This window comes from Amycolatopsis sp. NBC_00345 (assembly GCF_036116635.1).
In the GTDB taxonomy this organism is placed as follows: domain Bacteria; phylum Actinomycetota; class Actinomycetes; order Mycobacteriales; family Pseudonocardiaceae; genus Amycolatopsis.
On sequence record NZ_CP107995.1, the window covers coordinates 9884174 to 9910836 of the forward strand.

Here is a 26663-nt window from a genome sequence, read left to right on the forward strand (position 1 = left end):
GAGGTCCCCGATGCCGTCGCCGTCCCGTACCCGCGCCTGGCAGGCCGCCCTGCTCGGCGGGGCGCTTGTCCTTGCCACCACGGCCTGCGGGGGTGGTCCCGACGGTGCCGGTGGTCAGCCGGCCGCGGGGAACGGCCCGTCCGCCATCCCGGACAACGCCGCGCTGATCACTGCCATCAAGGCTGACCCGCAGCTCGCAGGCGCGCTGCCGCCCGCCGTCGCGCAGGCCAAGACGCTGCACCTCGCGTCCAACATCCAGTCCGCGCCGAACAACTTCTACTCGGGCGACGGCAAAACGCCGATCGGCTACGAGGTGGACCTCGCCAAGGCGGTCGGCGCGAAGCTCGGTGTCACGGTGTCGTACCAGGACATGGCGTTCGGCTCGCTGATCACCAGCCTGCAGTCCGGCCGCGTCGACCTGACCATGGCCGCGATGAACGACACGAAGGAACGCCAGCAGCAGATCGACTTCGTCGACTACTTCTCCTCCGGCATCACGATCATGGTCGGCAAGGGAAACCCCGAGGGCATCACCGGCCCGGACACGTTGTGCGGCAAGAACGTCGCCGTCGTCCAGGGCACCAGCCACCAGAAGTTCGCCGCCGCGCAGAGCGCGAAGTGCACGCAGGCGGGCAAGCCGGCGATCGCCGTCACGGCCACCGACAGCGACACGCAGAACCAGAACCAGCTGCGCACCCGCCGCGTCGCCGCGATTCTCAACGACCTGCCCAGCGCCGTCTACATCTCGCGCACTGCGGGCGAGGGCAAGTTCTTCGAGGTCGTGCCCGGTCAGCCGATCGAGGGCGGCCCGTACGGCATCGGCTTCACCAAAGCCAACACGAAGCTGCGCGACGCCGTGAAGCAGGCGCTGCAGTCCCTGATCGCCGACGGCACGTACGGCAAGATCCTGCAGTCCTGGGGTGTCGAGCAGGGCGCGGTGAAGGAGGCGGCCGTCAATGGCGGAAGCTGAGCCGCTGCCGATCATCCGGCTGAAGCACTGGGGGCGCTGGGTCAGCGCCGTAGTCATCGTCGCACTGCTGGTGCTGCTCGGGTTCGCGCTCGCGCAGGCCCAGATCGAGTGGGACTCGGTGCCGGACTTCGTGTTCTACCGCGTGATGGCGCTCGGCCTGCTCAACACCGTGGTGCTCGCGGTGATCTCGCAGGCCGTGGCGATCGTGCTCGGCATCCTGATCGCGCTGCTGCGCCGGAGCGCGAACCCGGTGGCGAAGTGGTTCGCGGCGGCCTACATCTGGCTGTTCCGCGGCTTGCCGGTGCTGCTGCAGATCCTGATCTGGTACAACCTCGCGCTGATCTTCCCGACGATCTCGATCCCGCTGCCGTTCGGCGGCTACCTCCTCCACGAGCAGACGAACGTGCTGATCAGCGCGTTCACCGCGGCCCTGCTCGGGCTGGCGCTGAACGAGAGCGCGTACATGGCCGAGATCGTCCGCGCCGGGCTGAACAGTGTCGACAGTGGACAGACGGAGGCGGCGAAGTCCATCGGCATGACCCCGGGCGCCACGCTGCGCCGGGTGGTGCTGCCGCAGGCGATGCGCGTGATCATCCCGCCCACCGGCAACGACTTCATCAACATGCTCAAGGGCACGTCGATGGCGTCGGTGATCGGCGTGACCGAGCTGATCCACGCGGCCAACAACATCTCGTCCAACAACCTGCTGGTGATGGAGACGCTGATCGCGGCCGCGGTCTGGTACATGGTGGTGGTCACCGTCGCGGGTGTCGGCCAGCATTACCTGGAACGCGCGTTCGGCGCCTCGGACCGGGGTCCGGCGTCGCGCGTGGGCAAGGCGCTGCGGGGAGTACCGCTGGTGAGGAGTGCCCGTGTCTGAACCACTGCTGCGCGCTGTGGGCGTGCGTAAGAGCTACGGGCACACCGAGGTGCTGAAGGGCATCGACCTGGAGGTCCACAAGGGACAGGTGGTCTGCCTGCTCGGGCCGTCCGGCGCGGGCAAGAGCACGTTCCTGCGCTGCCTGAACCACCTGGAGACGATCGACGCCGGGCAGGTGTGGGTCGACGGCGAGCCGATCGGCTTCAAGCTGCGCGGCGGGAAGCTGTACGAGCTGCGGGAGGCCGACGTCGCCCGGCAGCGCCGTGACATCGGCATGGTCTTCCAGCGGTTCAACCTGTTCGGCCACCGGACGGCGCTGGAGAACGTCGTCGAGGGGCCGATCCGGGTGCTCGGGGTGAAACCCGACCAGGCCCGCGCCGAAGCGCTCGAACTGCTCGACCGCGTCGGCCTCGCGCACCGCGCCGACGCGTACCCGGCGCAGCTCTCGGGCGGGCAGCAGCAGCGGGTCGCGATCGCGCGGTCGCTCGCGATGAAGCCGAAGCTGATGCTGTTCGACGAGCCCACGTCGGCGCTCGACCCGGAGCTGGTGGGGGAGGTGCTCGCGGTGATGGGTACGTTGGCGCGGGAGGGGATGACGATGGTGGTCGTGACGCACGAGATGGCCTTCGCCGCCGAGGCCGCCGACGAGGTGGTGTTCCTCGCCGACGGCGTGGTGGTCGAGACCGGCCCGCCGGGCCAGGTGCTGAAGGCGCCGGAGCACGAGCGCACCCGCCAGTTCCTCGCGCGGGTCCTGCCATGACGCGGATCTCGCCCCGGTACCTGCTGCAGTTCGACGAGCCCGCCGGTTACCTGGACTTCGCCCGGTTCGGCCCGCCGTCCCACGCCGTGCTCGACACCACGGCTCGTCTGCTCGAAGACGCCACGGTCGCCGGTCCGTCCACTGTGGATGAACTGATGCGGCAGGAGACGCGCGCCAAGGCGGCGGCCGCGCGGCTGTGCGGCAGCGACACCGACCACACCGTGCTGCTGCCGCACACCAGCCTGGGGCTGTTCCAGGCGGCGTTCAACAGCCCGGGCGGCGAAGTGCTGGTGTCGGCCGCGGAGTTCCCGGCCAACACCTACCCGTGGGCCCGCGCCGAACAGGCCGGGCTGGTCAAGGTGCGACGGCTGGAGGGTGGCCCCGTCACGGCCGACCGGCTGGCCGCGGCGCTGACGCCGGAGATCACCACGGTCTCGGTGAGCGCGGTCGACTTCCGCACCGGCTACCGGGCCGACCTCGCCGCGTTGCGCGAGGTCACGGGCGACCGGCTGCTGGTCGTCGACGGCATCCAGGGCTTCGGCGTGACCGAGGCGCCGTGGGAGGTCGCGGACGTGCTGGTGGTCGGTGGCCAGAAGTGGCTGCGCGCGGGCTGGGGCACGGGGTTCGCCGTGCTGTCCGACCGCGCGCTGGAGCGGATGGACCCGATCCTGTCCGGCTGGACCGGCGCGCGCGACCCCGGCCTGTTCGACAACGAGATCCACCCGGCCGACGCCACGGCGGCGGGCTGGTCGATCTCCAACCTCAGCCCGATCACGTCCGGCGCCTTCGCCGCCGCGCTCGAGCTGGTGGAGGAGGCGGGCGTCGGGGCGATCGCGGGCCGGATCGCCGAGCGCGTCGGCTCGCTGGAGGACGTGCTGCGCTCCTGCGGCGCGGAGATCGTGTCGGCGACCGAACGGCGCGCGGGCATCCTCGCGTTCACGCTGCCCGGTCACCCGGCCGAGCAGGTCGGCGCGGCGCTCGCGTCGGCCGGGATCGCGGCGACGGTCCGGCCCGAGCACGTGCGCCTCTCGCCGCACGCGTCCACTCCGGTGGCCGCCGCCGACCAGCTGCGCACAGCGTTGGAAACCCTTACCCGGCCACGAAAGCCGCTGTCCGTGGTCCCGCCCGCCGCGTCCGGCTCGGCGACGCCGGAGCTGCTCAGCGCGCTGGTCCCGGCCGTCGACGGGCTGGCCGCGATGCTGGGCCCCGGCAACGAGGTGCTGCTGCACGACCTGAGCCGCCTGCCGGACTCGATCGTCGCCATCGCCGGCGACCTGACCGGCCGCACGGTCGGCGGCCCGATGACGGACCTGCTGCTCGGCCTGGTCCGCCGCGGCACCACGCAGGACCTGACGAACTACCGCACCCACGGCCCGGACGGCCGCGCCATCCGCTCGTCCACCCTGTTCCTGCGCGACGCGGCGGGCGTGGCGGTCGGCTGCCTGTGCGTGAACAGCGAACTGCCGGGCGCGGCGCAATCCGAGACGCCCCAGGAGACCTTCCCCCCGGACGTCGACAGCCTGCAGCGCTTCCTGGTGACCCGCGCGATCGGCAAGGCGGGGATTCCGGTGGAGCTGATGAAAAAACGGCACAAGGCCGCGGTGGTCCGCGAGCTGGACGAGGCCGGTTTTTTCCTGATCAAGGACGCGGTCGACCACCTCGCGGGGCAGCTGGACGTCACTCGTTACACGATTTACAACTACCTCAACGAGATCCGCGGCTGAGGGTCCCGGCTGATACGCCCCAATGTGGCGTTGGTTGCGTTGGACGCACCGAACGCCACATTGGGTGCGTTGAGCGCACCGAACGCCACATTGGGGCGCATTCGGCTACTTAAGGAAGGACTCCACCGCGTCGGCGGCAATGGTGACGCCGCCGTTGGTGCGGGCCTCCTGCTTCAGCGCCGCCAGCCGGGCGGCGATCTCCGGGTCCGAGGACACCGCGTCGACCGCTTCACGAAGCGACTCCGCGGTGACCTCGGCGGCCGGCAGGTGACGGCCGATGCCCAGTGAATCCAGCAACGCCGCGTTGCCGAACTGGTCGACGGCCTGCGGGATCGCGACCGTCGGCACGCCGAACCACAGCGATTCCGTGCAGCTGCCCATTCCGGCGTGCGTGATGAACGCCGACGCGGCCGCCAGCACCGCCAGCTGCGGCACGCTTTCGTGCACTTCGAACGAATCCGGCAGCGGGCCGAGGTCGTCGGCCGACACGTGCTTGCCCACCGAGAGCACCACGTGCCAGCCCGAGTCCGCGAACGCCGTGACGCAGGCCCGGTAGACGTCCAGCTGATCGTTGAACGCCGTGCCGAACGACACCAGCAGCACCGGCTTCCCGTCCGCCGGCGGGGTCCAGCTCCGGTCCGCCAGCCGCACCGGGTCCAGGCACGGGCCCACGAACCGCACGGTCGACGGCACCCGCTCCGCGTTCGGCTGCATCGCGCGCGGGATCAGGGAGAGGACCTGCTCGGGCTGGCTGATCCAGTCCCAGCCCTCGGCGATGATGTCGTTTTCCTTCAGCCACTGGGTGTACGTGCGGTTGTAGTCCACTCCGGACGGTGAGGACCGGAGCGGGCCGAGCACCTCGGCCATGTCCTCCTCGTAGCCGTCCCACGCCACCATCGACGGCGACAGCTGCACGGCCGGGACGTCGTAACGCCGGCCGAGCAGCGGCGCGCCGAGGCCGCCGATGTCGTACAGCAGCAGGTCCGGGCGGTCCTCGTCGAACCGCGAGGTGAGCTGCGGATAGATGGTGATCGCCTCGTCGAGGAAGACCCGCATCCCGTCGGCCGGGTCGTCCGGCCACGACGCGGCGTCGCCGATCGGGAAGATCGTCGGGTGGGCCACGACCTCGGCCCCGGTGGGCTCGACGAGGCCGGTGAGCGGCTCGCCGACGACGTAGCTCACCCGGTGGCCGCGCTCGGCCAGCTCCCGGATCAGCGCCAGCGACGGGTAGACGTGGCTGGGCGCACTGCAGCCGACCATGACGATGTGCTTGCGCAATGAACTGTCCTTTCCGGACTCAAACGGAACGGACGGCGCGCAGAAGCGGGGCCGCCCGGTGGCGGGCGGCCCGGAGAGTCACGCCGTCTCAGTACTGGCGAAGGCGCATGAAGTAGGTCATGCGTGCCACGTTAACCGGGCAGCGGGTGGTGATCAACCGGATTTCCGCCGCACACCAGGGCTCGTGAGTGTTTATGACGGTTCTAACCGTCATAAACACTCACGAGCCCTGCGCTGGGACTTTGCAGGGCCGCGAGGTTTGTGTTACAAAGTTCAGGCAAGGTTTGCGAAACAAAGTCCTGGGGGAGCGAAGATGAGCGAGGCGTTCAGCCTACGAGGGTTGACCAAGAGATTCGGCCCGGTGCTCGCGGTGGACGACCTGTCCGTCGAGGTCGGCCGGGGTGAGGTGGTCGCGCTGCTCGGGCCCAACGGGGCCGGCAAGTCGACCACCATCGACATGCTGCTGGGGCTGACCCGCCCGGACGAGGGGTTGGTGCGGGTCTTCGGGGCCGAGCCGCGGGAGGCGGTCGACGGCGGGCGCATGGCGGCGATGGTGCAGAACGGGTTCCTGCTGCGTGACGTCAGCCCGGCCGAGCTGGTCGGGCTGTTGCGCTCGATGCACCGCAAACCGTTGCCGGCCAAGGAGGTCTTCGACCGGGCCGGGATCACCGAGTTCGCGGACCGCCGCTGCGGCAAGCTCTCCGGCGGCCAGCTCCAGCGCGTCCGGTACGCGCTCGCGCTGACCGGCGACCCGGAGCTGCTGGTCCTCGACGAGCCGACGGCGGCCATGGACGTGGACGGACGGCGCGCGTTCTGGGCGTCGATGCGCGAGTTCAGCGCGTCCGGGCGGACGGTCGTCTTCGCGACGCACTACCTCGCCGAGGCCGAGGACTTCGCCGACCGCGTGGTGCTGATGCGCCACGGCCGGGTGGTCGCCGACGGGCCGGTCGCGCAGGTCCGCGCCGCCGTCTCCGGGCGGGTGCTGCGCGCCGTGGTGCCGGGTGCGGACGAGGCCGCGCTGGCCGCGCTCGCCGGCGTCACCACCGCGCGCGTCCAGAACGGGCACGCCGAGCTGGCCTGCGCCGACTCCGACCTCGCGATCCGCGCGCTGCTCACCGCGTTCCCGATCGCCTCCGACATCGAGATCACCGCCGTCGGCCTCGAAGAAGCCTTCCTGGCGCTGACCGCCGACGAGCCGGAAGGAGCGCTCCGATGAACTTCGTGTACCTGCGCCTGGAGATCCTGCGGATCGTCCGCAGCCCGCAGTTCGCGCTCTTCACCATCGTCGTGCCGCTGGGCATGTTCCTGTTGTTCGGCGGCCTTTTCGGGGACCTGGCCGGGCCGGACGGGATCAAGGCGAGCGTCACCACGATGATCAACATGGGCGCGTACGGCTCGATGAGCGGCGCCCTGTTCACCGGCACCCGCGTGGCGACCGAGCGCACCGACGGCTGGCAGCGGCAGCTGCGCCTGACACCGATGCGCGGGCCGGGCTACCTGTTCGTGAAGCTCGCGTCCGCGATGGCGATGGCCCTGCCCGTGGTGCTGGTGATCTTCGTGGCCGGCGCGCTGCGCGGAGTCGACCTGACGGCCGCGCAGTGGGTGCTCAGCGGGCTCTCGCTGTGGCTCGGCGCGCTGCCGTTCGCGGTGCTGGGGCTGCTGCTCGGCCTGTTCGGCAAGGGCGACACGGTCGGCGCGATGACCGGGGCGCTGATGCTGCCGCTGGGCATCTTCGGCGGGCTGTGGATGCCGCTGTCGATCATGCCGGAGTGGATGTCGGCGGTCGCGCACTTCTTCCCGACGTTCTGGCTCGGCCGGGTCGGCACGCTGCCGGTGAGCCACGGGACCGGGCTCGGCCTGGCCGTCGGGGTGCTCGCCGCGTGGCTGGTGGTGCCCGCGCTGGTGGTGGTGCGGCGGTTCCGGTTGGACACGGCCAAAGTGAGCTGACCGCGTAGTCAATGGCAGAGTAACTTCCGTGCTGCATGTGGGGTCAGCACGGTGGGAGGGCGAACCAAGGTGGAAGACGACGAAACACCGCCGCTGTCGGCGGAGGAGTCGCTGAACCTGATCGCCCGGCAGAACGAGCGGATGCGCCGGGAGATGGGGGCGAGCCCGGCGCGGCTGCTCGGGGTATGGGCCTTCGCGTGGCTGATCGGCTGGGGACTCGTTTACCTGGCCGATTCCAGCCACGCGAAGCCGCTTCTGCCCGGCTGGGTCGCCTCGGTGGTGGTGGCCGTGCTGTTCGTCGCCTCGATCGTCTACTCCATCTTCTACGGCACCCGGGTCAACCGCGGCATCCGCGGCCCGTCCCAGCTCGTCGGCGCGATGTACGGCTGGAGCTGGATGCTCTCCTTCGCCGCGCTGACGCTGGTCAACCTCCGCGTGATGGCGGTGGGCCAGCTGGCCCCGGCCACGATCTCCCTGCTGTGGTCGGGCACCTCGCTGCTGGTCACCGGCGCGCTCTACCTCGCGGGCGGCATGCTCTGGCAGGACAAGCTGCAGTACGGCTTCGGCGTGTGGATCATCGTCTGCAGCGGGGCCAGCGTGCTGGTCGGCGTCCCGGGCAATTTCCTCGTGCTGTCCCTGGCCGGCGGTGGCGGGTTCCTGGTCGCGGCGCTCGTCTACTACGTGCGAGAGCGCCGTGGCCGTCCGATCGGGACGAGGCGACGGTGACCGAGTCCGGACTCCCCGGGCTCGACCCGGTCATCCACGCCCAGGCGCGGCTGCGCGTCACGGTCGCGCTGGCCGGCCTGCGCTCGGACGACCAGATCACCTTCCCGCGGCTGCAGCAGCTGCTCGAAATGACGGCGGGCAACCTCTCCACGCACCTGCGCAAGCTCGAAGACGCCGAGTACGTGCAGATCACCAAGGCCTACGAGCACCGCACCCCCGTCACCCTGGTCCGGCTGACGGCCAAGGGCCGCGCCGCGTTCGAGGCCTACACCCAGGCGCTGCACCGGTTGCTGGACGCCACCGGCGGGAGCTGACCTTGCCCCGCTGGGTGATCCACCTCGACCTGGACGCCTTCTTCGCCTCGGCCGAGCAGCTCACCCGGCCCACGCTGCGCGGCCGCTCCGTGGTGGTGGGCGGCACCGGCCCGCGGGGCGTCGTGGCCGGGGCGAGTTACGAATCGCGTGAGTACGGCGTCCGCTCGGCGATGCCGATGTCGCAGGCCCGGCGGCTGCTGCCCGCGGGCGCGGTGATCCTGCCGCCGCGATTCCGGCTGTACGAACGGCTGAGCAAGCGGGTGTTCGACGTGGTGTCCTCCGTCGCGCCGGTGCTCGAACGGATCTCGCTCGACGAGGCGTTCGCGGAGCCGCCGTCCTTGTCCCGCGCCTCGATCGAGGAGGTGACGGCGTTCGCCGAAGACCTGCGCGCGCGGATCCGCGCGGAGACCGGGCTGACGGCGTCGATCGGCGCGGGCACGGGGAAACAGGTCGCGAAGATCGGTTCGGACCGCGCGAAACCGGACGGCCTGCTGGTGGTGGCGCCGGGCACCGAGCGGGAGTTCCTGGCGCCGCTGCCGGTGCGGGCGCTGTGGGGGATCGGCCCGGTGGCCGAGGCGAACCTGCACACCATCGGCGTGAAAACGCTGGGGGAGCTGGCGAACCTCCCGGAATCGGACGCGGTCGCGACGCTGGGCGGTGCCGTCGGCCGTGAGCTGCGCAAGCTCGCGGGCGGCACGGACGACCGGCCGGTGGCCGAGCGCGGGGAGGCCAAGCAGGTCAGCGCGGAGACGACGTTCGACGTCGACGTGGTCGACCTGGCCCGGCTGCGCACCGAGGTCCGCCGGATCGCCACGGGCGCCCACGCGCGCCTGGTCAAGGCCGGCCGCGTCGCCCGCACGGTGGTGATCAAGCTGCGGCACACGGACATGAGCACGGTGACACGGTCGGAGACCACGGCGTCGCCCACCGACGACCTCGACCAGCTCGCCGCCACCGCGGAGCGGCTCCTGCTGGACCCCGCCCAGTTCGGCGGCGTGCGCCTGGCCGGGGTGGCGTTCAGCGGCCTTTCGGTGCCGCACCAGGACGCGCTGTTCACGCTCACCGTGCCCGCCTCGGAACCGGTGGTGACGGCGCCCCCGCCGGAGCCTTCCCCCGGCGGCGCCGCGCCGGTGTCGTCGGGCGGCTGGCGGCCCGGCGACGACGTGGTGCACGCGGAGTTCGGCACGGGCTGGGTACAGGGCGCGGGGCACAACCGGGTGACCGTGCGGTTCGAGACGCTGGCGTCGGGGCCGGGGGTGGCGCGGACGTTCGAGCAGGCCGACCCGGCGCTGTCCCGCGGCGAGCCGTGGGACTGTCTGGAGTAGACGGTTCTCAGTCGCCCTGGGGCAGCTTGAGTGCGGCGGCCACGAACGACGCGACCAGCGGCCGTCGATCCTGCTCGTTCCAGGCCAGCACGAGCCGGCTGGGCGGCGCGTCGGAAACCGGGATGCAGACCAGGCCGGCCTGGACCGGCTCGACCAGCGAACGGGGCAGCACCCCGATCAGCCGGCTCACCGTGATCAGGTGGAGCATCTGGACCACGTCGGCGACCTCGGGACCGGTGCCGTCGCCCCCGGGAGTCCCCTTCCAGCGCGGCAGCACCTCACCGTCCAGATCGGACAGCAGCACCGAAGCGCGCCCGGCCAGCCGGTGCCCGGACGGGACGATGACCACGCGGTCCTCGACGTGCAGCGTCTCGTGGGCCAGCCCGTCGAGGTCTTCGAACGGCGCGTACAGCAGGCCGAGGTCGGCCCGGCCGTCGCGCAGGAAGCCGGCGCCGCCGGAGGGGCTGCTGAACAGGATGTCCACCCGGCGGGCGTCGGGCTGGTGGGAGTACTCGGCCAGCATCCCGGACAGCAGATTGGCGTCGCCGCCGGGTTTGAGCACGAGCCGCAGGTGGGCCTGGGTGTCGCCGGCGCGCCGGGCGCTGCGGACGGCGGCGCTGACCGCGTTGAGCGCGTGCCGCCCGTGCTCCTGCAACGCCTCCCCGGCCGGGGTGAGCGAGACGTGCCGGCTGGAGCGGACGAACAGCGGGACGCCGAGCCGGCTCTCGGTCCGCTGGATCGCCTTCGACAGCGCCGGCTGGGCGATCGAGAGCCGGGCGGCGGCCCGGCCGAAGTGCAGCTCGTCGGCGACCGCGATGAAGTACTCGAGCTCTCGGGTTTCCAGTTCGACCATGCCTCCAGGTTATCGCTGAATAGCGAACTGGTCTTGGACGCCGCGGTCGGATCGCGCCAATAATCGAGGCATGATCAACCACACGATGATCGTCTCCTTCGATCAGCCCCTCCCGGACAGCGAGCTGGATCAATACCTGGCGGACGTGGAACGGGCCACACTCGACACCGGTTTCGCGCAGTCGGTCGTGACCCGGCGCCACCTCCCGATCCCCGGCGAGGAGGCCATCCCGGCGCTGATCGCGACCGCGATCGTGCAGTTCGCCGTGGCCGACACCGAGACGCTGGCGAAGACGTTCACCGACCCCGGCCTGCACGAGGTCATCAAGCGCTGGCAGTCGCGGCACTCGTACAAGGTCGCCTGGGCGAACCACGAACCGCTGTCATGAGCGCCACCCGGAAGACCGGACTGGTCACCGGCGCCGGCAGCGGGATCGGCCGGGCGGCGGCGCTGGAGTTCGCCCGGGGTGGCGCCGCGGTCGCCGTGCTCGACATCGACGAGCTCGCGGCAGCCGAAACCGTTGAGCTGATTGGGAAAGACGGCGGGGAAGCGCTGCCCGTCACCGTCGACATCGCGGACGAAGACTCCGTGAAGGCGGCCATCGAGCGCACGGTCGCGGTGTACGGCGGCCTCGACTTCGCCGTGAACAACGCCGGCATGGCGTCGCACAACCGGCAGCTCGACGAGATGACCCTGGCCGAGTTCGAGCGCGTGCTCAGCGTCAACCTGTCCGGGACCTTCCTGTGCATGAAGTACGAGCTGCCCCTGCTCAAGGGCGGTGGCGCGATCGTCAACGTCGCCTCCAACGGCGGCCTCTACTCGATCCCGCACGCCCCCGCCTACGTGGCTTCCAAGCACGGCGTCGTCGGGCTCACCAAGGTCGCCGCGGTCGACTACGCGCCGGACGGCATCCGGGTCAACGCCGTCTGCCCCGGCCCGACCCGCACCCCCGCGTTCGACCAGGTGGCGGGCGACACCGACATGATCGCGCGGCAGGAGGCGATCACCCCGCTCGGCCGGTTGGCCACGCCCGAGGAAGCTGCGGCGGCCGTGGTCTGGCTCTGCTCGGACGCCGCGGCGTATGTCACCGGGATCGCCATGTCGGTGGACGGCGGGCGCCGGGCATGAGGGTCATCGCGGTCGAGGAGCACCTGTCCACCGAGGCGTTCCTGCGCGTCGCGCACGGCCTGGACGTCGTGGCGGGCGACGAGACCGAGATGGAGCTGATGCGGACGGTCGAGAAAACCCCGGCCTTCCGCACCCGGCTCGTCGACCTCGACGCCCGGCTGCGGGAGATGGACGCGGCCGGCCAGGACCTGGCCGTGCTCAGCCTCGACCCGCCCGGGGTTCAGCCCTACCCGGCCGCCGACGCGGTGCCGCTGGCCCGGGAGTTCAACGACGCGCTGGCCGCGATCGTGCGGCGGCACCCGGGCCGGTTCGGCGGGCTGGCCACGGTGGCGCCGCAGGACCCGGCCGCCGCGGCCGCCGAGGTCGAACGGGCCATGGGTCCGCTCGGCCTCAACGGGATCATGATCAACTCGCACACCGGCGGGCGGTACCTGGACGAGCCGGAGTTCGCGCCGCTGCTGGCGGCGGCCGAGGCGAACCGGGCGCCGATCTACCTGCACCCGCGGGCGCCGAGCGCGCTCGCCGCCTACCGCGACTACGGGATGCCCGGGGCGATCTGGGGCTACCAGGCCGAGGCCGGGCTGCACGCCATGCGGCTCATCCTCAGTGGGACATTCGACCGCTACCCGGGCCTGACCTTCGTGCTCGGGCACCTCGGCGAAGGCATCCCGTACTGGCTGCGGCGGATCGACAACCGGCACGCGTTCGCTGCGCGGACGGCCGGGGCGGCCACGCCGATGCCGCGCCTTTCGCTCACCCCGAGCGAGTACTTCCGGCGCAACTTCGTGCTCACCACCAGCGGCATGGACGATCCGGACGTGCTCGGGCTGGCCCTGCGGGCGGTCGGCGCGGACAACGTCATGTTCGCGATCGACTTCCCGTACGAGGACCCGGCGGCGGCCGTGGCCTTCCTACGGGACGCGCCGCTGACCGACGAGCAGCGGACGGCGATCGGCCACCGCACGGCCGAGCGCGTGTTCCGGATCACCTGAGCCGGCTTGCACCGAACGCCACATTTGGTGCAAGTAGGTCCCTGAAGGCCACCTTCAGGGCATCCTGGTCCCTGAAGGTGGCCTTCAGGGCCTGCCAGGCGAGCGCCACCAACGCCGTAGCCTGGCGGTGTGACCTCTGCTGACGGACCTGGCCGGCTCGCCGAGTTCCTCCGCGCGCGCCGCCGCGCGGTCGGGCCGGTCGACGTCGGCCTCGTTGCCGGCAGCGGCCGCCAGGTTCCCGGCCTCCGGCGCGAAGAGGTCGCGATGCTGGCCGGGGTCAGCACCGACTACTACATCCACCTCGAACAGGGGCGGGAGCGACGCCCGTCCGCCCAGGTGGTCGCTTCGCTGGCCCGCGCCCTTCTCCTCGACCGCGACGCCCATCAGCACTTGGCCGACCTCGCCGCCGCGACCGCCGCTGACCAGACCGACTCCGGGCGCCCGCCGTCGGAGACCTTCGCCGCGCTGATCCGGCGATGGACCACAACCCCGGCCATGGTCGTGACCAGCTGGCTGGAGGTGGTGGCGCGCAACCCGGCGGCCGACGCGCTCTACGGCGGCCTCCTCCACCGGGACAACCTCGCGCGCATGACCTTCCTCGACGCCGGGGCGCGTGAGTTCATCGACGACTGGGCCCAGCTCGCGCACTGCACCGTGGGGACCCTGCGTTCGGCGAGTGACGGGCGCGAACCGGCCGAGCTGACCGAGCTGATCGAGGAACTTTCCTTACACAGCGCGGACTTCCGGCGAGAGTGGGCCCGTTACGACGTCCATCGCAAGCGCAGCGCACTGAAGGTCTTCCACCACCCGATCGGTCGACTGGAGCTGACCCAGCACGTGCTGACCGTGCCGGAACGGCCCGACCTGCAGCTGTGGGTGTACGACGCGGAAGCCGGGTCGGAGCACGAGCGCCGTCTCCACGCCCTGGTCTTCGGGCTCAAGTCCGTTAAGGCCTCCTTACCCGCGTAGGACGCGGGTAAGGAGGCCTTAACGGCCCGGGGTGGTGGTCGCGCACCCACCCCGGACAGCGCGGTTGTTCCTACGGTCGAAGGTGATCGATCGCCGATCGAGGAACAGGAGCAACGATGTTCGTCGTCACAGGGGCAACGGGCCGCACCGGGACCGCGGTGGTGGAGGGCCTGCTGAAGGCGGGCCGCGAGGTGCGCGCCGTCGGCCGGTCGGCGTCGCGCCTGCGTGAGGAAACGCCAGCAGCACAGCCGTTTGTCGCCGAGCCCACCGACCGTGATGCGCTGGCCCGAGCATTCGCCGGGGCCGAGGGTGTGTACGCGATGGTCCAGCCGAACTACATCCCCGACAGCGACGACTTCCCCGGCCACCAGCGCCGGATCGTCGAGGCCATCAGCGGCGCGCTGGGTGACGCGCGGGTCGCCCGCGTGGTGACGCTGAGCAGCTGGGGCGCCGGCAAGCCGGACGGGACCGGGCCGGTGGCCGGGCTGCACCACCTGGAGCAGGCGGTCAACCGGCTCGGCGTCGCGACGACCCACCTGCGGGCGGGCTACTTCATGGAGAACCTGCTCGGCCAAGTGCCCGCGATCCTGGACCGGGGCGTGATGGCGGCGCCGTTCGGCCCGGACGTGCCGATGCCGTTCGTCACCGCCCCCGACATCGGGTACGCCGCAGCCGAGACGTTGCTCGAACCAGGGCCCGCCGGTGACGGCCCGGAGATCCGGGAGATCCAGGGCGAGCGGGACCTGAGCATGTCCGACGTCGTCCGCGTCGTCGCCCGCCTGGCCGGCCGGCCCGAGCTACGTTACGTCCAGCAGCCGATCGAGGAGTTCGCCGCGGACCAGCGGGCGGCCGGGGTCTCGGAGAACGTGACCGCGCTGATGGTCGAGGTCGCGCACGCGATCAACTCCGGGCACACCCGCGCCCTGCAGCCTCGCACCGCGCGCACCAGCACCCCCACCAGCATCGAGCAGTTCGTCACGTCGGTGATGCTGCCCGCACTCGGCCAGAGCTGAGCATGAACGCGACTGACGGAAGGCCGCCGCGGAACCATCGCGGCGGCCTTCCAAGCGGGTCCAAGCGGGTTCAGGCGGCGGGCGGTGCGCAGCCCGGCGTCAGGTCCGCGACCTGCTGACCGGCCAGCAGGAACGCGCCCACGCCGTACGCCGAGGTGTCCGTGGCCTTCGCAGCGCCCGGCCCGGACGCCTCCGGCTGGACGTAGCCCACGAAGCCGTCGGCCCGCTCCGCCTTGGTGGACAAGGCTTTCCACGCGCGGTCGACCACGGGCTTGAACCAGTGCGCGTCCAGCACGCCCGCGTTGACGCCCCAGGCGATGCCGTAGGTGAACAGCGAGGTGCCGCTGCTCTCCGGGCCGGCGTGGTCGAACGGGTTCAGCAGGTTCGTGTTCCAGAAGCCGTCCGGGCGCTGCACCAGGCTCAGCGTCGTCGCCATCTTCTTGAACACGCGCAGGTACTCCGGGCGCCGCGGGTCGTTCGCGGGCAGGGCCTGCAGCACCTTCGTGAGCGCGGCGAGCGCCCAGCCGTTGCCGCGCGACCAGAAGTCCCGCGTGCCCGCGTCGTGGTACCAGAGGCCGGTCAGCTCGTTGAACAGGCCGTGGCCGCCGGCCTGCTTTTCGGTGTAGTGGAAGAGCTTCTGCATCGCGTCGAGCGTCGCCTCGCTCTGGTCCAGCACCCCGATGCGGGCGAACGACGGCATCGCCATGTTCAGCGCGTCCACTTTGTCCCAGTAGCCGGTGTCGCCGGACTGGACGTGCGTCACCTCATCGGCCAGCCGCGCGCGCAGGTCGGCGAGGATCGGCGGGTCGGGGTGGAAGTAGGTGTACAGGTCGAGGTAGGCCTCGCCCGCTGCCTCGTCCCCGGCCGCGAACGGCTGGCCTGGCGTCTTCGGCAGCAGGTACTTGTTCGCCTCGCCCCACGGCAGGGTCTGGTGGTTGGACACGCCGGTGGTGCGGACCACCGCGAGGTTGCCGACGTGGAACGTCGCGTTCTGCCAGTCGGCGGGGGCGAGGTTCGTGCCGTTGGCGACCCAGTAGTCGCCCGCTTTCACCATCGCGTCGGCCACGGCGCACTGCGCTGATGGCGCTGACGGTGCGACCGGCGCGGCCGAAGCCACCGCCGGAGCCAGTCCGCCCGCCGTCACCGCCGCGGCGAGCACAGCGAAGCCACGGATTCCCGGGAAACGCATTTTCGGCGTCCTCCTCAAGAGCTCACGGCGGCGGAGGCCACCGGGTCCGATGGCCTCCCGGGACTATGGTTGTGCCCCACTGGGCGTGTCAAGGTGCCGTTCAGCGGTACTGCGCCAGGGTTTCCAGCAGCCGTGACGCCGCGTGTTCGGCGCCGTCGGCGTCCTTCGCCAGCACCTTGGTCAGCACGCGGGAATGCGCCACGAGCGTTTCGCCCGCCGGCTCCGGCGCCGCCCGCACCGCGGCCAGCACGGGCACCTGCAGCTGGGCGAACAGCGAGTTGCCCGCCGCCCGCACCAGCGCGGCGTGGAACAGCGGGTCGGCCTCGGCGAAGGCCTCGGCGTCGTCCCGTTCGACGGCGTCGGCCATCAGCCCGTAGGCCGCGGCCATCGCGGAAAGCTCGTCGGGCCGCCGGTGCCGGGCCGCGAGCCGAGCGGCCTGCGGCTCCACCAGCCCGCGCAGTTCGAGCAGATCGCCGAGGTGCCGCTGCCCGTCCGGGCCGCCGACCCGCCACGCGATCACGTCCGGGTCGATCGCGTCCCAGCGCTCGGGCGGCTGCGGCCAGGTGCCGACGCGTGGGCGCGCCGCCACCAGGCCCTTGGATTCCAGCACCCGCAAGGCTTCCCGGACCACCGTCCGGGAAGCCGAGAAGCGGCGGCCCAGGTCCTCCGGCACGATCGGCTCGCCCTCGGGGAGGCTGCCCTCGACGATCAGCCGGCCGAGCGCGTCGACGAGGCGGGCGTGCAGGCCCGCTCCTGGCGCCGCCGCCACCTCAGGCCGGGAGACCGACGCGGCGCTCCCCGCTGCGCAGCTGCTGCAGCACCACGGCGACCACGAGCAGCGCGCCGTGCGCCACGTTCTGCCAGAACTGGTTGATGCCCAGCCCGGACATGCCGTTGTCGAGCACGCCGAGGATGAACACCGCCAGCACGGTGGAGACGATGGATCCCTTGCCGCCCTTGAGCATCGTGCCGCCCAGCGCCGCGCCCGTGACGGCCTGCAGCTCCAGGCCCTCCGAGCCGGACGTCGGCTGGCCCGAGCCGGTGCGCGCGGTGATCAGCACGCCCGCGATCGCCGCGACCACGCCGACGAGCGCGTAGACGCCGATGATGTAGCGGTTGATGTTGATGCCCGCCAGCCGTGCCGCCGTGTCGTTGCCGCCGATGGCGAAGATGTTGCGGCCGATGTCGGTGTACTTGAGCAGGAAGTGTAGGATCGCCGCGACGATCAGGAACACCCAGACCAGCGTCGGCAGCCCGAGCACGGTGCCCTTGGCCAGGAAGATGAACAGGTCGTCGGCGCCGGTGTAGCCCTGCGCCTTGCCGTCGGAGACGACCTGCGCGATGCCCTTGTACGTGGCGAGCGTCGCCAGTGTCGCGACCACCGGGTTGACCCGGCCGAAGATGATGATCAGGCCGTTCACCAGCCCGCACGCGATGCCGGTACCGACCGCGGCCAGCACGCCGACCGCGGAGCTGCCGGTGGCCGTGAACGCCATCGCCGAGATCACCGACGCCAGCCCGGCCATGGAGCCGACCGAGATGTCCAGCGCGCCGAGGATGATCACCAGCGTCTGCACCAGCGAGAGCAGGCCCATGATGGTGACCGCGCTGCCGATCAGCAGCAGGTTGTTGGTGCGGAAGAAGTTGTCGTTGAGCGTGGACAGCACGATGATCAGCACCACGAGCGTGATGATCAGGCTGCTGTTCTGCACGCCGATCCCGCTCAGCACGCGGCGGACCGGCGAGACGTGGTCCGGGCCGGGCGCGCCGGGTGTCGGCTGCTCCTGGGCGGGGCTGGGACGGGTCGGGGTGCTCACGCGCCCACCTCCTGGATGTCTTCGGCGGCCGGCTCCGTCGCCGGGATGGCCAAGGTGAGTACGGCTTCTTCGGTCGCTTCGTCGCGGTTGAGCTCGCCCGCGACGTGGCCGGCGCGCATCACCACGATGCGGTCGGCGAGCGACAGGACTTCGGGCAGGTCGGAGGAGATCACCAGCAGCGCGATGCCCTCGGCGGCCAGCCCGTCGATGATCCGGTAGATCTCGGCCTTCGCGCCGACGTCGACGCCGCGGGTCGGCTCGTCGAGGATCAGCAGCTGCGGGCGCCGCGCGAGCCACCGGGCGAGCACGGCCTTCTGCTGGTTGCCGCCGGAGAGCTTGCGGACCTCCTGCTCCATCGACGGCGTCCGCACGCTCAGCTCGCGGATGTACTCCGCGACGAGTTCGCGTTCCTTCGCCCGCCGGATCACGCGGAAGCGGCGCAGCCGGTCGAGCACGGCGATGGAAATGTTGTCGCGCACGGAACGCTGCATCAGCAACGCGTCCGTCTTGCGCTCCTCGGGCGCGAAGCCGATACCGGCCTTCACCGCGTCGCCCGGGGTACGGGCCTTCAGCGGCTTCCCGTCCAGCTCCACCTTGCCCGAGCGCACCGGCAGGTCACCGACGATCGCGCGCGCCAGCTCGGAGCGCCCGGCGCCGACCAGCCCGGCCAGGCACACGACCTCACCGGCGCGGACCTGGAAAGAGATGTCGCTGACGTCGTCGGTGGTCACGTGGTCGAGCCGGAGCACGACCGCGCCGGGCTCCGCGCTCTCGCGGCGCTCCAGCGCGGACAGGTCCCGGCCGATCATCATGCGCACCAACTGGTTCTCGTCGGTCTCGCCCGCCTGCTGGACCCCGATCAGCTTGCCGTCGCGCAGCACGGCCACGCGGTCGGCGAGCTGGAAGATCTCCTTCATCCGGTGGGAGACGTAGACGACGGCCACGCCGGAGTCGCGCAGCCGGCGGATCAGCCGGAACAGCGCCTCCACCTCGTGCTCGGACAGCGACGACGTCGGCTCGTCGAACGCGATCACGCGCGGCGGGGTGGCCGCGGTGAGCACGCGCAGGATCTCGACGAGCTGGCGCTGCGCGGCGGAAAGCCGGCTGCCGAGCGTCGCCGGGTCGAGCACGCCCTCGAAGCCGTACTCGGCCAGCGCCTCGTACGTCCGCTGGTTCAGCGTGCGGCGGTTGAACACCCGGGCGCGCGTGGGCAGCTCGCCGACGAACACGTTCTCCGCCACGGAGACGTGCGGGATGATCTCCGGCTCCTGGTAGATCACGCGCACGCCCGCGGCCATCGCGGCGCGCGGGGTGTCGAACGCGACGGGCTCGCCGTCGATGCGCAGCGTCCCGTCGTCGGGACCCTGGTCGCCGGAGAGCACCCGCAGCAGCGTCGACTTGCCGGCGCCGTTCTCGCCCATCAGCGCGAGCACCTCGCCGGAGCGGAACTCCAGCGAGACGTCGTCGAGCGCCGTCACGCCGGAGAAGCGCTTGCCGATGCCCTCAGCGGTCAGCGCGGTGGAACTGGACATGTCCGACCTTCCTCAGGTCGCGGGAGATGGCGCCGGCTCGCACCGGCGCCATCACCCACGACGTCTCTCAGGTGCAGTTGACGCCGGCCTGCTTGAAGTTGTCCTTGTTCACGATCTGGGTCTTCGCGATGGTCTCCGGCGGCAGCGCCTTGCCGTTCTTCACCTTGTCGAAGAGCACCTGGATCGCGGTGCGGCCGACCTCGGCGCCCGAGATGTAGAGCGAGGACTTGTTGCCGGTGGCCTTGCCCGCCGCCCAGTCCTTGCAGTCGAGGTACGCGCCGAGCCCGACGCCGATGATGTTGCCCGCCGCGACGCCGGAGTTGGCCAGCGCGGTGACCACACCGGTCTCGTTCTCGTCGTTGCAGCCCCACACCACCCAGTGCTTGACGCCCGGGTTCGAGCTGATCACGGCGCCACTGCGGTTCTGCGCGTCGACGGGGGAGTTGTCGGTGCCGACGTCGATCACCGGGACGTCCGCGCCGGCGTCCTTCTGGAAGGCGGCCTTCGCGCCGTTGACCCGGTCCGTGCAGACGGTGAGGTCCTGCTTGTACGCGCTGATGATCTTGGTGTCGGCGGCGGTCCAGCCTGACGCCTTGAACAGCTTCGCGGCCTCCTGGCCGACCGACGTGCCCATCTGCGTGCCGTTGAAGCCGACGAACGCCGCGTTCTGGCCGGAGCCGTCCTTGATCACGTCGTCGGAGGCGACCAGCGGGATGCCCGCGCTCTTCGCCTTGTCGATCACCTGCGGGCCGATCGCCTGGTCGGGCACCACGATCGCGATGCCGTTGGCGCCCTGCGCGACGGCGGCGTCCAGCTCGGTGATGGCCTTGTTGGCGTCCTGGCCGAGGTTCACCACCTTCAGGTCGGCGCCCAGCTCCTTCGCCTTCTCCTGGGCGCCCTGCGCCTGCTCGACGAAGTACTGCTGGTCACCCTGCTTCTGCAGGTAGTACAGCGTGACCTTGCCGTTGGTCGGCGCCTGCTGGGCGGGCGCGGCGGTGTCCTTGCCCGACGAGCACCCGGCCAACACCACTCCGGCAACCAAACAACAACCAACAACGCTCCAGGTGCGCGACCTGTGCGGGTATGTGGACATCGAGCGCTCCCAAGGGGGCCGAGGACGAGTGTTGCGTACGCGTGAACTTCGAGTGACTCGTATTACAAGACACCGGATCGGGTGACGTCAACCACAGGTGGGGCAGCAGTTAGCGGACAGATACCTACGGAGAGTGAGAGTGCCGTTCACGAATGCCAGGGAATTATCGTATTTTTTCCGGCTTGACCAGGGCGGGTCACGGCTCGCAGGTAGGCTGAAGATTCCGGTTGCTGGTGGGTTTTGTTGTTGACTTAGGTTTGATTACCGTCCGCTGTGCCTGGGCCGGGCTTCCTGTCCGGTGGACATGCGGCAGGATGTGCCGCGCAGCCGGACAAAGGGGGCGAACATGGCACACGCGCGCCGGAGCGCGGTACTGGCGGGCGTCGCGCTGCTGCTGGCGGGATGCTCCAGCGGTGGCGCGGTGACCGTGCCGGACACGAAGCCGGACAGCTCGGCGTCGTCCGCACCGGCTCCGCAGGACTCGTTCACGGTCGTGGCGACCGGTGACGTGCTGATCCACCCGAAGCTCACCGACCAGGCCGAGGCCGACGGGAACGGCGCCATCGACTACCGGCCGCTGCTGGCCGGGGTGAAGCCGCTCGTCTCGGGCGCGGACCTCGGGATCTGCCACCTGGAGACGCCGCTGGCGCCGGAAGGCGGGCCGTACAGCGGGTACCCGTCGTTCAGCGCGCCGCCGGAGATCGTGGACGCGCTGAAGGACACCGGCTACGACACCTGCTCCACGGCGTCCAACCACACGCTCGACCAGGGCCAGGCCGGGGTCACGCGCACGCTGGACAAACTCGACGCGGCCGGGATGAAGCACACCGGCTCCGCGCGTTCGGCGAAGGAGGCGGACACCCCGCTGATCCTCGACGTGCACGGGGTGAAGGTGGCGCAGCTGTCGTTCGCCTTCGGCTTCAACGGAATCAAGCGCCCGGCCGGGAAACCGTGGCTGGCCAACCAGATCGACGCCGACGAGATCCTCGCCGCGGCCCGCGCGGCCAAGCAGGCGGGCGCCGAGGTGGTCATCGCGAGCCTGCACTGGGGCGTCGAATACCAGCACGACGTGACCGACGACCAGGAGAAGCTCGCGAAGGAGCTGACCGCCTCGCCGGACATCGACCTGATCGTCGGCCACCACGCGCACGTGGTGCAGCCGTTCGAGAAGGTCAACGGCAAGTGGGTCGCGTTCGGGCTGGGCAACGAAGTCGCCCGCCACGACGAGCCGCGCGGCTCCACCGAGGAGGGCACCGCCGCCCGCTTCCGCTTCACCCGCGCGAACGGGCACTGGACCGTCGACAAGGCGGAGTACGTGCCGACGCTCATCGACCTCGGCCCGCCCATCCGCCTCCGCGACCTGACCGCGGGCCCGGTCACCCCGCGCGGGCAGCAGGCCCTGACCAGCACCGACGAGGTGATCCTCTCCCGCGGCGCCGGTGACCAGGGCCTGACCCGCCCGGGCCGATGACTCGTGCCCTGAAGGCCACCTTGAGGGACCTGGATGCCCTGAAGGTGGCCTTCAGGGACCAGCATGCCCTCATGGTGGCCTTCAGGGACCCTGGGTAGCCACTCACGGGGGGTCAGTGGTCCCGGCGGGTGACCAGCCTGGCGATGGCGGTGAGTTCCGCGGCGGCACGCGGGGTGGGGCCGGCGGCCGCCAGCGCGGACAGGGCGTCGGTGAGCAGGGTGTCGGCCTGGGCGCGGCTCCACTCGCGCCCGCCGGCGGAGTCCACAAGGGACGCGGCCCGCGCCAGTTGCTCCTCGGACAGCGGGGTTTCCTGCTCGTACAGCGAAGCCAGCTCCCGGGCCGCCGGGGTGCCCGACGCCAGCGCCGTCACCACCGGCAGCGACTTCTTCCGGTTCTGCAGGTCCGAGTACACCGGCTTGCCCGTCGCCGCCGGGTCGCCCCAGATGCCGAGCAGGTCGTCGACGTGCTGGAAGGCCAGGCCGAGCGAGTGGCCGAACACGCCGAGCCGCTCCACGTGCTCGCCCCGGCCGCCGACCACCAGCACCCCGAGCGTGCAGGCCACGCCGATCAGCGCGCCCGTCTTGCCCTCGGCCATCCGGACGCACTCCGCCTGCGCGACGTCGTCGCGCCGCTCGAACGCCACGTCCTCGCTCTGTCCCTCCAGCAGGTCGAGCACCGCGCGGCCGAGCAGCCGGGAGGCGTCGGGGCCGTCGGAGGCCAGCACGTCGAACGCGAGTGTCAGCAATGCGTCACCGGCCAGGATCGCCGGGCCGGTGCCGAAGACCGTCCACGCCGTGGGTCGGTGGTGGCGCGTCTCGTCCCCGTCCATCACGTCGTCGTGCAGCAGCGAGAAGTTGTGCACCAGCTCCACGGCGACCGCGGCGGCGGCGGCGTCCGCCGGGTCGCCGCCCGACGCCTCCGCGCTCAGCAGCACCAGCGCCGGCCGCAGCGCCTTCCCGCTGCGCACGTGCACCGGCCGGCCCGTCTCGTCCCACCAGCCGAAGTGGTAACCGGCGATCTGCCGCATCGACTCGGGCAGCCGGTCCACCGCCGCCCGCATCGACGGCTCCCACAGCGCCCGGCTCCAGCCCAGCACCTCGGCGACCTCCCGGCCCCCGGCCCGCGCGTCCACAGTTGTCATCGTCGTCCCCTCACCGGTGCCGGGCTCAGCGCCCGATTTCCACGTCGCCGAGCACACCCAGCGCGTCCGGGACCAGCACCGCCGCCGAGTGGTAGGCACTGACCAGATAGGACGTCACGGCCCGGTCGCCCACGCCCATGAACCGCACGTTGAGCCCCGGCTGGTACTCGTCGGGCAGCGCGGCGGGCCGCAGCCCGATCACGCCGTTGTCCTCCTCCCCGGTACGCAGCACCAGGATCGACGTGGTGCCGCTTTCGGTGATCGGGATCTTGTCGCACGGCAGCAGCGGCACCCCGCGCCACGCGGTGACGCGGCGGCCGTCGACGATGGTGTTCGCCGGGTACAGCCCGAGCGCGGTGCACTCGCGGCCGAACGCGGCGATCGCCTTGGGGTGGGCCAGGAAGAACCGCGACTTGCGCCGGCGGCACAGCAGCTCGTCGAGGTCGTCCGGCGTCGGCGGCCCGGTGCGCGTGGTGATCCGCTGGCCGAGGTCGGCGTTGTGCAGCAGGCCGAAGTCGGTGCTGTTGACCAGCTCGTGCTCCTGGCGCTCGCGCAGCGCCTCCACGGTCAGCCGCAGCTGCTGCTCCAGCTGGTTCATCGGCTGGTTGTAGAGGTCGGTGACCCGGTTGTGGGTGCGCAGGATCGTTTGCGCCACAGCGAGTTCGTACTCACGCGGTGAGGGGTCGTAGTCGACGTAGGTGCCGGGCAGCAGGACCTCGCCGTCGTGCCCGGCGGTCAGGTCGATGCTCGCTTCACCGGCCTTGTTGTGCGACTTCGCCGGGTTCGCCCGCACGTCGCGGATGTGCGCGCGCAGGCTGTCGGCCCGCCCGTTGAGCCGCTCGAACGCCTCGGCCGTCAGCGTCAGCACGATGCAGCGCGTGAGGGCCTTCGCGGTGAACGCCCAGCCGCCCGCGTCGCCACCGAGCAGTTCACCGCCGAAGTGGTCGCCCTCGGTGAGGGTGCCGAGGTGCGCGTCTTCGCCGTACTGTCCCGGCGTGGTCCGGCCGATCTTGCCGAAGGCCAGCAGCTGCACCGAGTCCAGCGGCGAGCCCGCCGTGACGATCGTGTCGCCCGCCTCGTACTCGCGTTGTTCGAACCGCTCCGCCAACGCCGACAGCGCGTCCGCGTCGCCGAAACCGCGCAGCAACGGCAGTTCCGCCAGCTCGGCCGGGATGACCTGCACCCGCGCGCCGGTGTTGAAGAAGCTCACCCGGCCGTCGCCGACGGTGTAGGTGAGCCGCCGGTTGACGCGGTACGAACCGGCGGGCACCTCCACCCACGGCAGCTGCGAGAGCAGCCACCGCGGCGTGATGCCGCGCATCTGCGGCAGCGACTTGGTGGTGGTGGCGAGGGTGCGGGCCGCCCGGGTGGAGAGGCTGAGCGGAACGCGGGGTTCTTCCGTGACGGTCATGCGGGTCCTCGCTTGTCAGGACGGGGTGGCTCGGGGGCTTCCGGCGGCCGCGCGCCGGCGGGCCTCGGCACGATCCGGGCGGCGGTGGTGCCGAGCCCGGTCGGGCCGAAGACCGACGGCGGCAGTGGCACCGGCCCGTGCTGCGGCGGCTGCGGTGCTTGGCCAGGCCGCGGCGGTTGTCCGTGCTGCGGCGGAAGCGGTGCTTGGCCGGGCCGTGGCGGCGGTTGCCGGTGCTGCGCCGAAAGCGGCGCCCCAGGCCGTGGCGGTTCGGCTTCCGCCGGGCGCGGCGGCGTGGTCGGGGTGGCCATGCTCAGTCACCGCGGCCGATCTCGGCGTTCTCCAGCACCGCGAGCGCGTCCGGCACCAGCACGGCGGCCGAGTAGTAGGCGCTGACCAGGTACGACATGATCGCCTGCTCGCTGATGCCCATGAACCGCACGTTCAGCCCCGGCTGGTACTCGTCCGGCAGGCCGGTCTGGTGCAGCCCCACCACTCCCTGCGCCTGCTCGCCGGTGCGCATCAGCAGGATCGAGCTGGTGCGCGTCTCGGTGACCGGGATCTTGTTGCACGGCAGGATCGGCACCCCGCGCCAGGCCGGCACGTGCTGCCCGCTGAAGTCGGCGGCGTCCGGGTAGATCCCGCGGCGGCTGCACTCGCGGCCGAACGCGGCGATCGTCTTCGGGTGCGCCAGGAAGAACCCGGGGTCCTTCCACACCAGGGCGAGCAGGTCGTCGAGGTCGTCCGGCGTCGGCGGGCCGGTGCGGGTGGAGACGCGCTGCGAGAAGTCCGCGTTGTGCAGCAGGCCGAAGTCGCCGTTGTTGACCAGCTCGTGCTCCTGGCGCTCGCGCAGCGCCTCCACGGTGAGCCGCAGCTGCTGCTCGATCTGGTTCATCGGCTGGTTGTAGAGGTCCGCGACGCGGCTGTGCACCCGCAGCACGGTCTGCGCGACGCTCAGCTCGTACTCGCGCGGCGCGGAGTCGTAGTCCACGAACGTGCCGGGCAGCTGCGGCTCGCCGTCGTGGCCGGAGGCGACGTCGATCAGTGCCTCGCCGTGGTCGTTGGCGGCGCCCGCCGCGCCGGCCGCGGTCGTCTCGAGGTGCGCGCGCAGCGTCTCGGACCGGTCCAGCAGACCCTGGAACTCGTTGCGGGGTAAGGAAAGCACGGTGCACGCGGTGATGGCCTTCGCGGTGTACTCCCAGATCCCGTCGTCCGCGGTGAGCACGCCTTCGCCGAAGTAGTCGCCGTCGGCGAGGGTGCCGAGCACGGTCTGGTCGCCGTACGCGCCGGTGCCGATCTTGCTGATCTTGCCGTGCGCGATCAGGAACACCTGGTCGGCCTGGTGGCCGAACTCGACCAGCGCGTCGCCCGGCGCGTACTCGCGCTGCACGAAGCGGCCGGCCAGCTCGATGAGCACGTCCTCGTCGTCGTAGCCACGCAGCGGCGCCAGCTCGCCCAGCTCGGGCGGGATCACGCGCACCTCGGAACCGGTGCTGGTGAAGGTGACCCGGCCGTCGCCGACCGAGTAGCTCAGCCGGCGGTTCACCCGGTACGAGCCGCCGGACACCTCGACCCAGGGCAGCAGCTTGAGCAGCCACCGCGAGGAGATCCCCTGCATCTGCGGGACGGACTTGGTCGTCGTCGCGAGGGTGCGGGCCGCGGCCCGGCTGAGGCTCTGTAACGGTTGTTCCGGGCTCGCGGAGTCCACGGGGTCCGTGACGGTCACAGCGAAAACCACCTATCGTCGATTTTCGGGCAGGGAAGCTCGGGGTGAAATGAAGATCGTCTTTGTTCTGCGATTACCTCGCATCGGCGCACCGGAATGAACATATCAAGCCGACTGGACCCGACAATCACACGATCGTGTTCCTGGAACTAGTTCACCTGTTTGCCGAACAACAATCGGACATTTTTTGACCGTTGCCGGAGCGTTATTTCGGAAATGATCTTTCCGGTCCGGTGGCTCGTCACCGACGGTCCGAGGGCGTCACCCGGTCGGGAACAATTCGGGGAAATCGCCGTACTTTCCCAGGGTGGAGCGGGGCTTCGAGGCGGCCGTGACCGCTTCCGATTGCTCCGTTCCGGCGATTCACAGGGCCGACTGGGGCCACTCGATGGAAAAGGAGAGACTCG

Annotated in this window: 25 protein-coding genes; 15 read left to right on the forward strand and 10 right to left on the reverse strand. The window is 71.1% G+C overall.

What is annotated here, in order from left to right:
- The first annotated feature begins 10 nt into the window (after positions 1-10).
- The 4 genes from OG943_RS45200 to OG943_RS45215 are packed head-to-tail and all read left to right on the forward strand — an operon-like array spanning position 11 to position 4334.
- Positions 11-970, forward strand: a complete 960-nt coding sequence (locus tag OG943_RS45200; RefSeq protein WP_328607011.1) for an ABC transporter substrate-binding protein — start codon at positions 11-13, stop codon at positions 968-970.
- Positions 957-1850, forward strand: coding sequence for an amino acid ABC transporter permease (locus tag OG943_RS45205; RefSeq protein ID WP_328607012.1), 894 nt, complete (start codon positions 957-959; stop codon positions 1848-1850). Before OG943_RS45200 ends, OG943_RS45205 begins: the two co-directional genes overlap by 14 nt.
- Entirely contained in the window at positions 1843-2610 is a 768-nt protein-coding gene (locus OG943_RS45210; protein ID WP_328607013.1) for an amino acid ABC transporter ATP-binding protein, read from the forward strand. Before OG943_RS45205 ends, OG943_RS45210 begins: the two co-directional genes overlap by 8 nt.
- Positions 2607-4334 carry an aminotransferase class V-fold PLP-dependent enzyme gene (locus OG943_RS45215; protein ID WP_328607014.1) on the forward strand — a complete coding sequence of 576 codons (1728 nt, stop codon included), beginning with the start codon at positions 2607-2609 and terminating at the stop codon, positions 4332-4334. The genes OG943_RS45210 and OG943_RS45215 overlap by 4 nt, the downstream gene beginning before the upstream one ends.
- A gap of 105 nt (positions 4335-4439) precedes the next feature.
- On the opposite strand, the gene OG943_RS45220 is transcribed toward OG943_RS45215, so the two are convergent.
- Complete coding sequence (locus OG943_RS45220; protein ID WP_328607015.1) at positions 4440-5612, reverse strand: macrolide family glycosyltransferase; 1173 nt, start codon at positions 5610-5612, stop codon at positions 4440-4442.
- A 313-nt stretch (positions 5613-5925) separates the two neighbouring features.
- Between OG943_RS45220 and OG943_RS45225 the strand changes: the two genes are divergently transcribed.
- The 5 genes from OG943_RS45225 to OG943_RS45245 all read left to right on the forward strand — a co-directional run bounded on the left by OG943_RS45225 (position 5926) and on the right by OG943_RS45245 (position 9924).
- Positions 5926-6828 (forward strand): ABC transporter ATP-binding protein, encoded by a 903-nt coding sequence (locus tag OG943_RS45225; RefSeq protein ID WP_328607016.1) that lies wholly within the window; start codon positions 5926-5928, stop codon positions 6826-6828.
- A complete protein-coding gene (locus OG943_RS45230) occupies positions 6825-7559 on the forward strand; it encodes an ABC transporter permease (RefSeq protein ID WP_328607017.1) in 735 nt (244 codons plus the stop codon). Before OG943_RS45225 ends, OG943_RS45230 begins: the two co-directional genes overlap by 4 nt.
- Positions 7560-7628: 69 nt before the next feature.
- Positions 7629-8285, forward strand: a complete 657-nt coding sequence (locus OG943_RS45235) for a hypothetical protein (RefSeq protein ID WP_328607018.1) — start codon at positions 7629-7631, stop codon at positions 8283-8285.
- Positions 8282-8599 (forward strand): winged helix-turn-helix domain-containing protein, encoded by a 318-nt coding sequence (locus OG943_RS45240; RefSeq protein ID WP_328607019.1) that lies wholly within the window; start codon positions 8282-8284, stop codon positions 8597-8599. The genes OG943_RS45235 and OG943_RS45240 overlap by 4 nt, the downstream gene beginning before the upstream one ends.
- Positions 8600-8601: 2 nt before the next feature.
- Positions 8602-9924, forward strand: coding sequence for a DNA polymerase IV (locus tag OG943_RS45245; protein WP_328607020.1), 1323 nt, complete (start codon positions 8602-8604; stop codon positions 9922-9924).
- A 7-nt stretch (positions 9925-9931) separates the two neighbouring features.
- On the opposite strand, the gene OG943_RS45250 is transcribed toward OG943_RS45245, so the two are convergent.
- Positions 9932-10777, reverse strand: coding sequence for a LysR family transcriptional regulator (locus tag OG943_RS45250; protein ID WP_328607021.1), 846 nt, complete (start codon positions 10775-10777; stop codon positions 9932-9934).
- A 70-nt stretch (positions 10778-10847) separates the two neighbouring features.
- Between OG943_RS45250 and OG943_RS45255 the strand changes: the two genes are divergently transcribed.
- The 5 genes from OG943_RS45255 to OG943_RS45275 all read left to right on the forward strand — a co-directional run bounded on the left by OG943_RS45255 (position 10848) and on the right by OG943_RS45275 (position 14879).
- Positions 10848-11165 carry a hypothetical protein gene (locus OG943_RS45255; RefSeq protein ID WP_328607022.1) on the forward strand — a complete coding sequence of 106 codons (318 nt, stop codon included), beginning with the start codon at positions 10848-10850 and terminating at the stop codon, positions 11163-11165.
- Entirely contained in the window at positions 11162-11905 is a 744-nt protein-coding gene (locus OG943_RS45260) for an SDR family NAD(P)-dependent oxidoreductase (RefSeq protein ID WP_328607023.1), read from the forward strand. Before OG943_RS45255 ends, OG943_RS45260 begins: the two co-directional genes overlap by 4 nt.
- Positions 11902-12897, forward strand: a complete 996-nt coding sequence (locus tag OG943_RS45265; RefSeq protein ID WP_328607024.1) for an amidohydrolase family protein — start codon at positions 11902-11904, stop codon at positions 12895-12897. The genes OG943_RS45260 and OG943_RS45265 overlap by 4 nt, the downstream gene beginning before the upstream one ends.
- 129 nt (positions 12898-13026) lie before the next feature.
- Complete coding sequence (locus OG943_RS45270) at positions 13027-13866, forward strand: helix-turn-helix transcriptional regulator (RefSeq protein WP_328607025.1); 840 nt, start codon at positions 13027-13029, stop codon at positions 13864-13866.
- Positions 13867-13982: 116 nt separating this feature from the next.
- Positions 13983-14879, forward strand: a complete 897-nt coding sequence (locus OG943_RS45275) for an NmrA family NAD(P)-binding protein (RefSeq protein ID WP_328607026.1) — start codon at positions 13983-13985, stop codon at positions 14877-14879.
- Positions 14880-14949: 70 nt separating this feature from the next.
- On the opposite strand, the gene OG943_RS45280 is transcribed toward OG943_RS45275, so the two are convergent.
- From OG943_RS45280 to OG943_RS45300, 5 genes are all read right to left on the reverse strand, one after another.
- On the reverse strand, positions 14950-16068 hold the full coding sequence (locus tag OG943_RS45280; RefSeq protein ID WP_328607027.1) for a glycoside hydrolase family 88 protein: 1119 nt from the start codon (positions 16066-16068) through the stop codon (positions 14950-14952).
- 100 nt (positions 16069-16168) lie between these two features.
- Positions 16169-16837, reverse strand: coding sequence for a FadR/GntR family transcriptional regulator (locus OG943_RS45285; protein ID WP_328607028.1), 669 nt, complete (start codon positions 16835-16837; stop codon positions 16169-16171).
- A 1-nt stretch (position 16838) separates the two neighbouring features.
- Positions 16839-17885, reverse strand: coding sequence for an ABC transporter permease (locus OG943_RS45290; RefSeq protein ID WP_328607029.1), 1047 nt, complete (start codon positions 17883-17885; stop codon positions 16839-16841).
- The gene (locus OG943_RS45295; protein WP_328607030.1) at positions 17882-19417 is read right to left on the reverse strand and encodes a sugar ABC transporter ATP-binding protein; all 1536 of its coding nucleotides are present in this window, start codon (positions 19415-19417) and stop codon (positions 17882-17884) included. Before OG943_RS45295 ends, OG943_RS45290 begins: the two co-directional genes overlap by 4 nt.
- A gap of 67 nt (positions 19418-19484) precedes the next feature.
- Positions 19485-20447: a substrate-binding domain-containing protein gene (locus OG943_RS45300; RefSeq protein WP_328607031.1), complete on the reverse strand. Its 963-nt coding sequence runs from the start codon at positions 20445-20447 to the stop codon at positions 19485-19487.
- A 409-nt stretch (positions 20448-20856) separates the two neighbouring features.
- Between OG943_RS45300 and OG943_RS45305 the strand changes: the two genes are divergently transcribed.
- Positions 20857-21981, forward strand: a complete 1125-nt coding sequence (locus OG943_RS45305; RefSeq protein WP_328607032.1) for a CapA family protein — start codon at positions 20857-20859, stop codon at positions 21979-21981.
- A gap of 112 nt (positions 21982-22093) precedes the next feature.
- Here the strand turns inward: OG943_RS45305 and OG943_RS45310 are convergent, their stop codons facing one another.
- From OG943_RS45310 to OG943_RS45320, 3 genes are all read right to left on the reverse strand, one after another.
- Positions 22094-23122: a family 2 encapsulin nanocompartment cargo protein polyprenyl transferase gene (locus OG943_RS45310; RefSeq protein ID WP_328607033.1), complete on the reverse strand. Its 1029-nt coding sequence runs from the start codon at positions 23120-23122 to the stop codon at positions 22094-22096.
- Positions 23123-23147: 25 nt separating this feature from the next.
- Complete coding sequence (locus OG943_RS45315) at positions 23148-24533, reverse strand: family 2B encapsulin nanocompartment shell protein (protein WP_328607034.1); 1386 nt, start codon at positions 24531-24533, stop codon at positions 23148-23150.
- Positions 24534-24843: 310 nt separating this feature from the next.
- Complete coding sequence (locus tag OG943_RS45320; RefSeq protein WP_328607035.1) at positions 24844-26256, reverse strand: family 2B encapsulin nanocompartment shell protein; 1413 nt, start codon at positions 26254-26256, stop codon at positions 24844-24846.
- Positions 26257-26663: the final 407 nt, after the last annotated feature.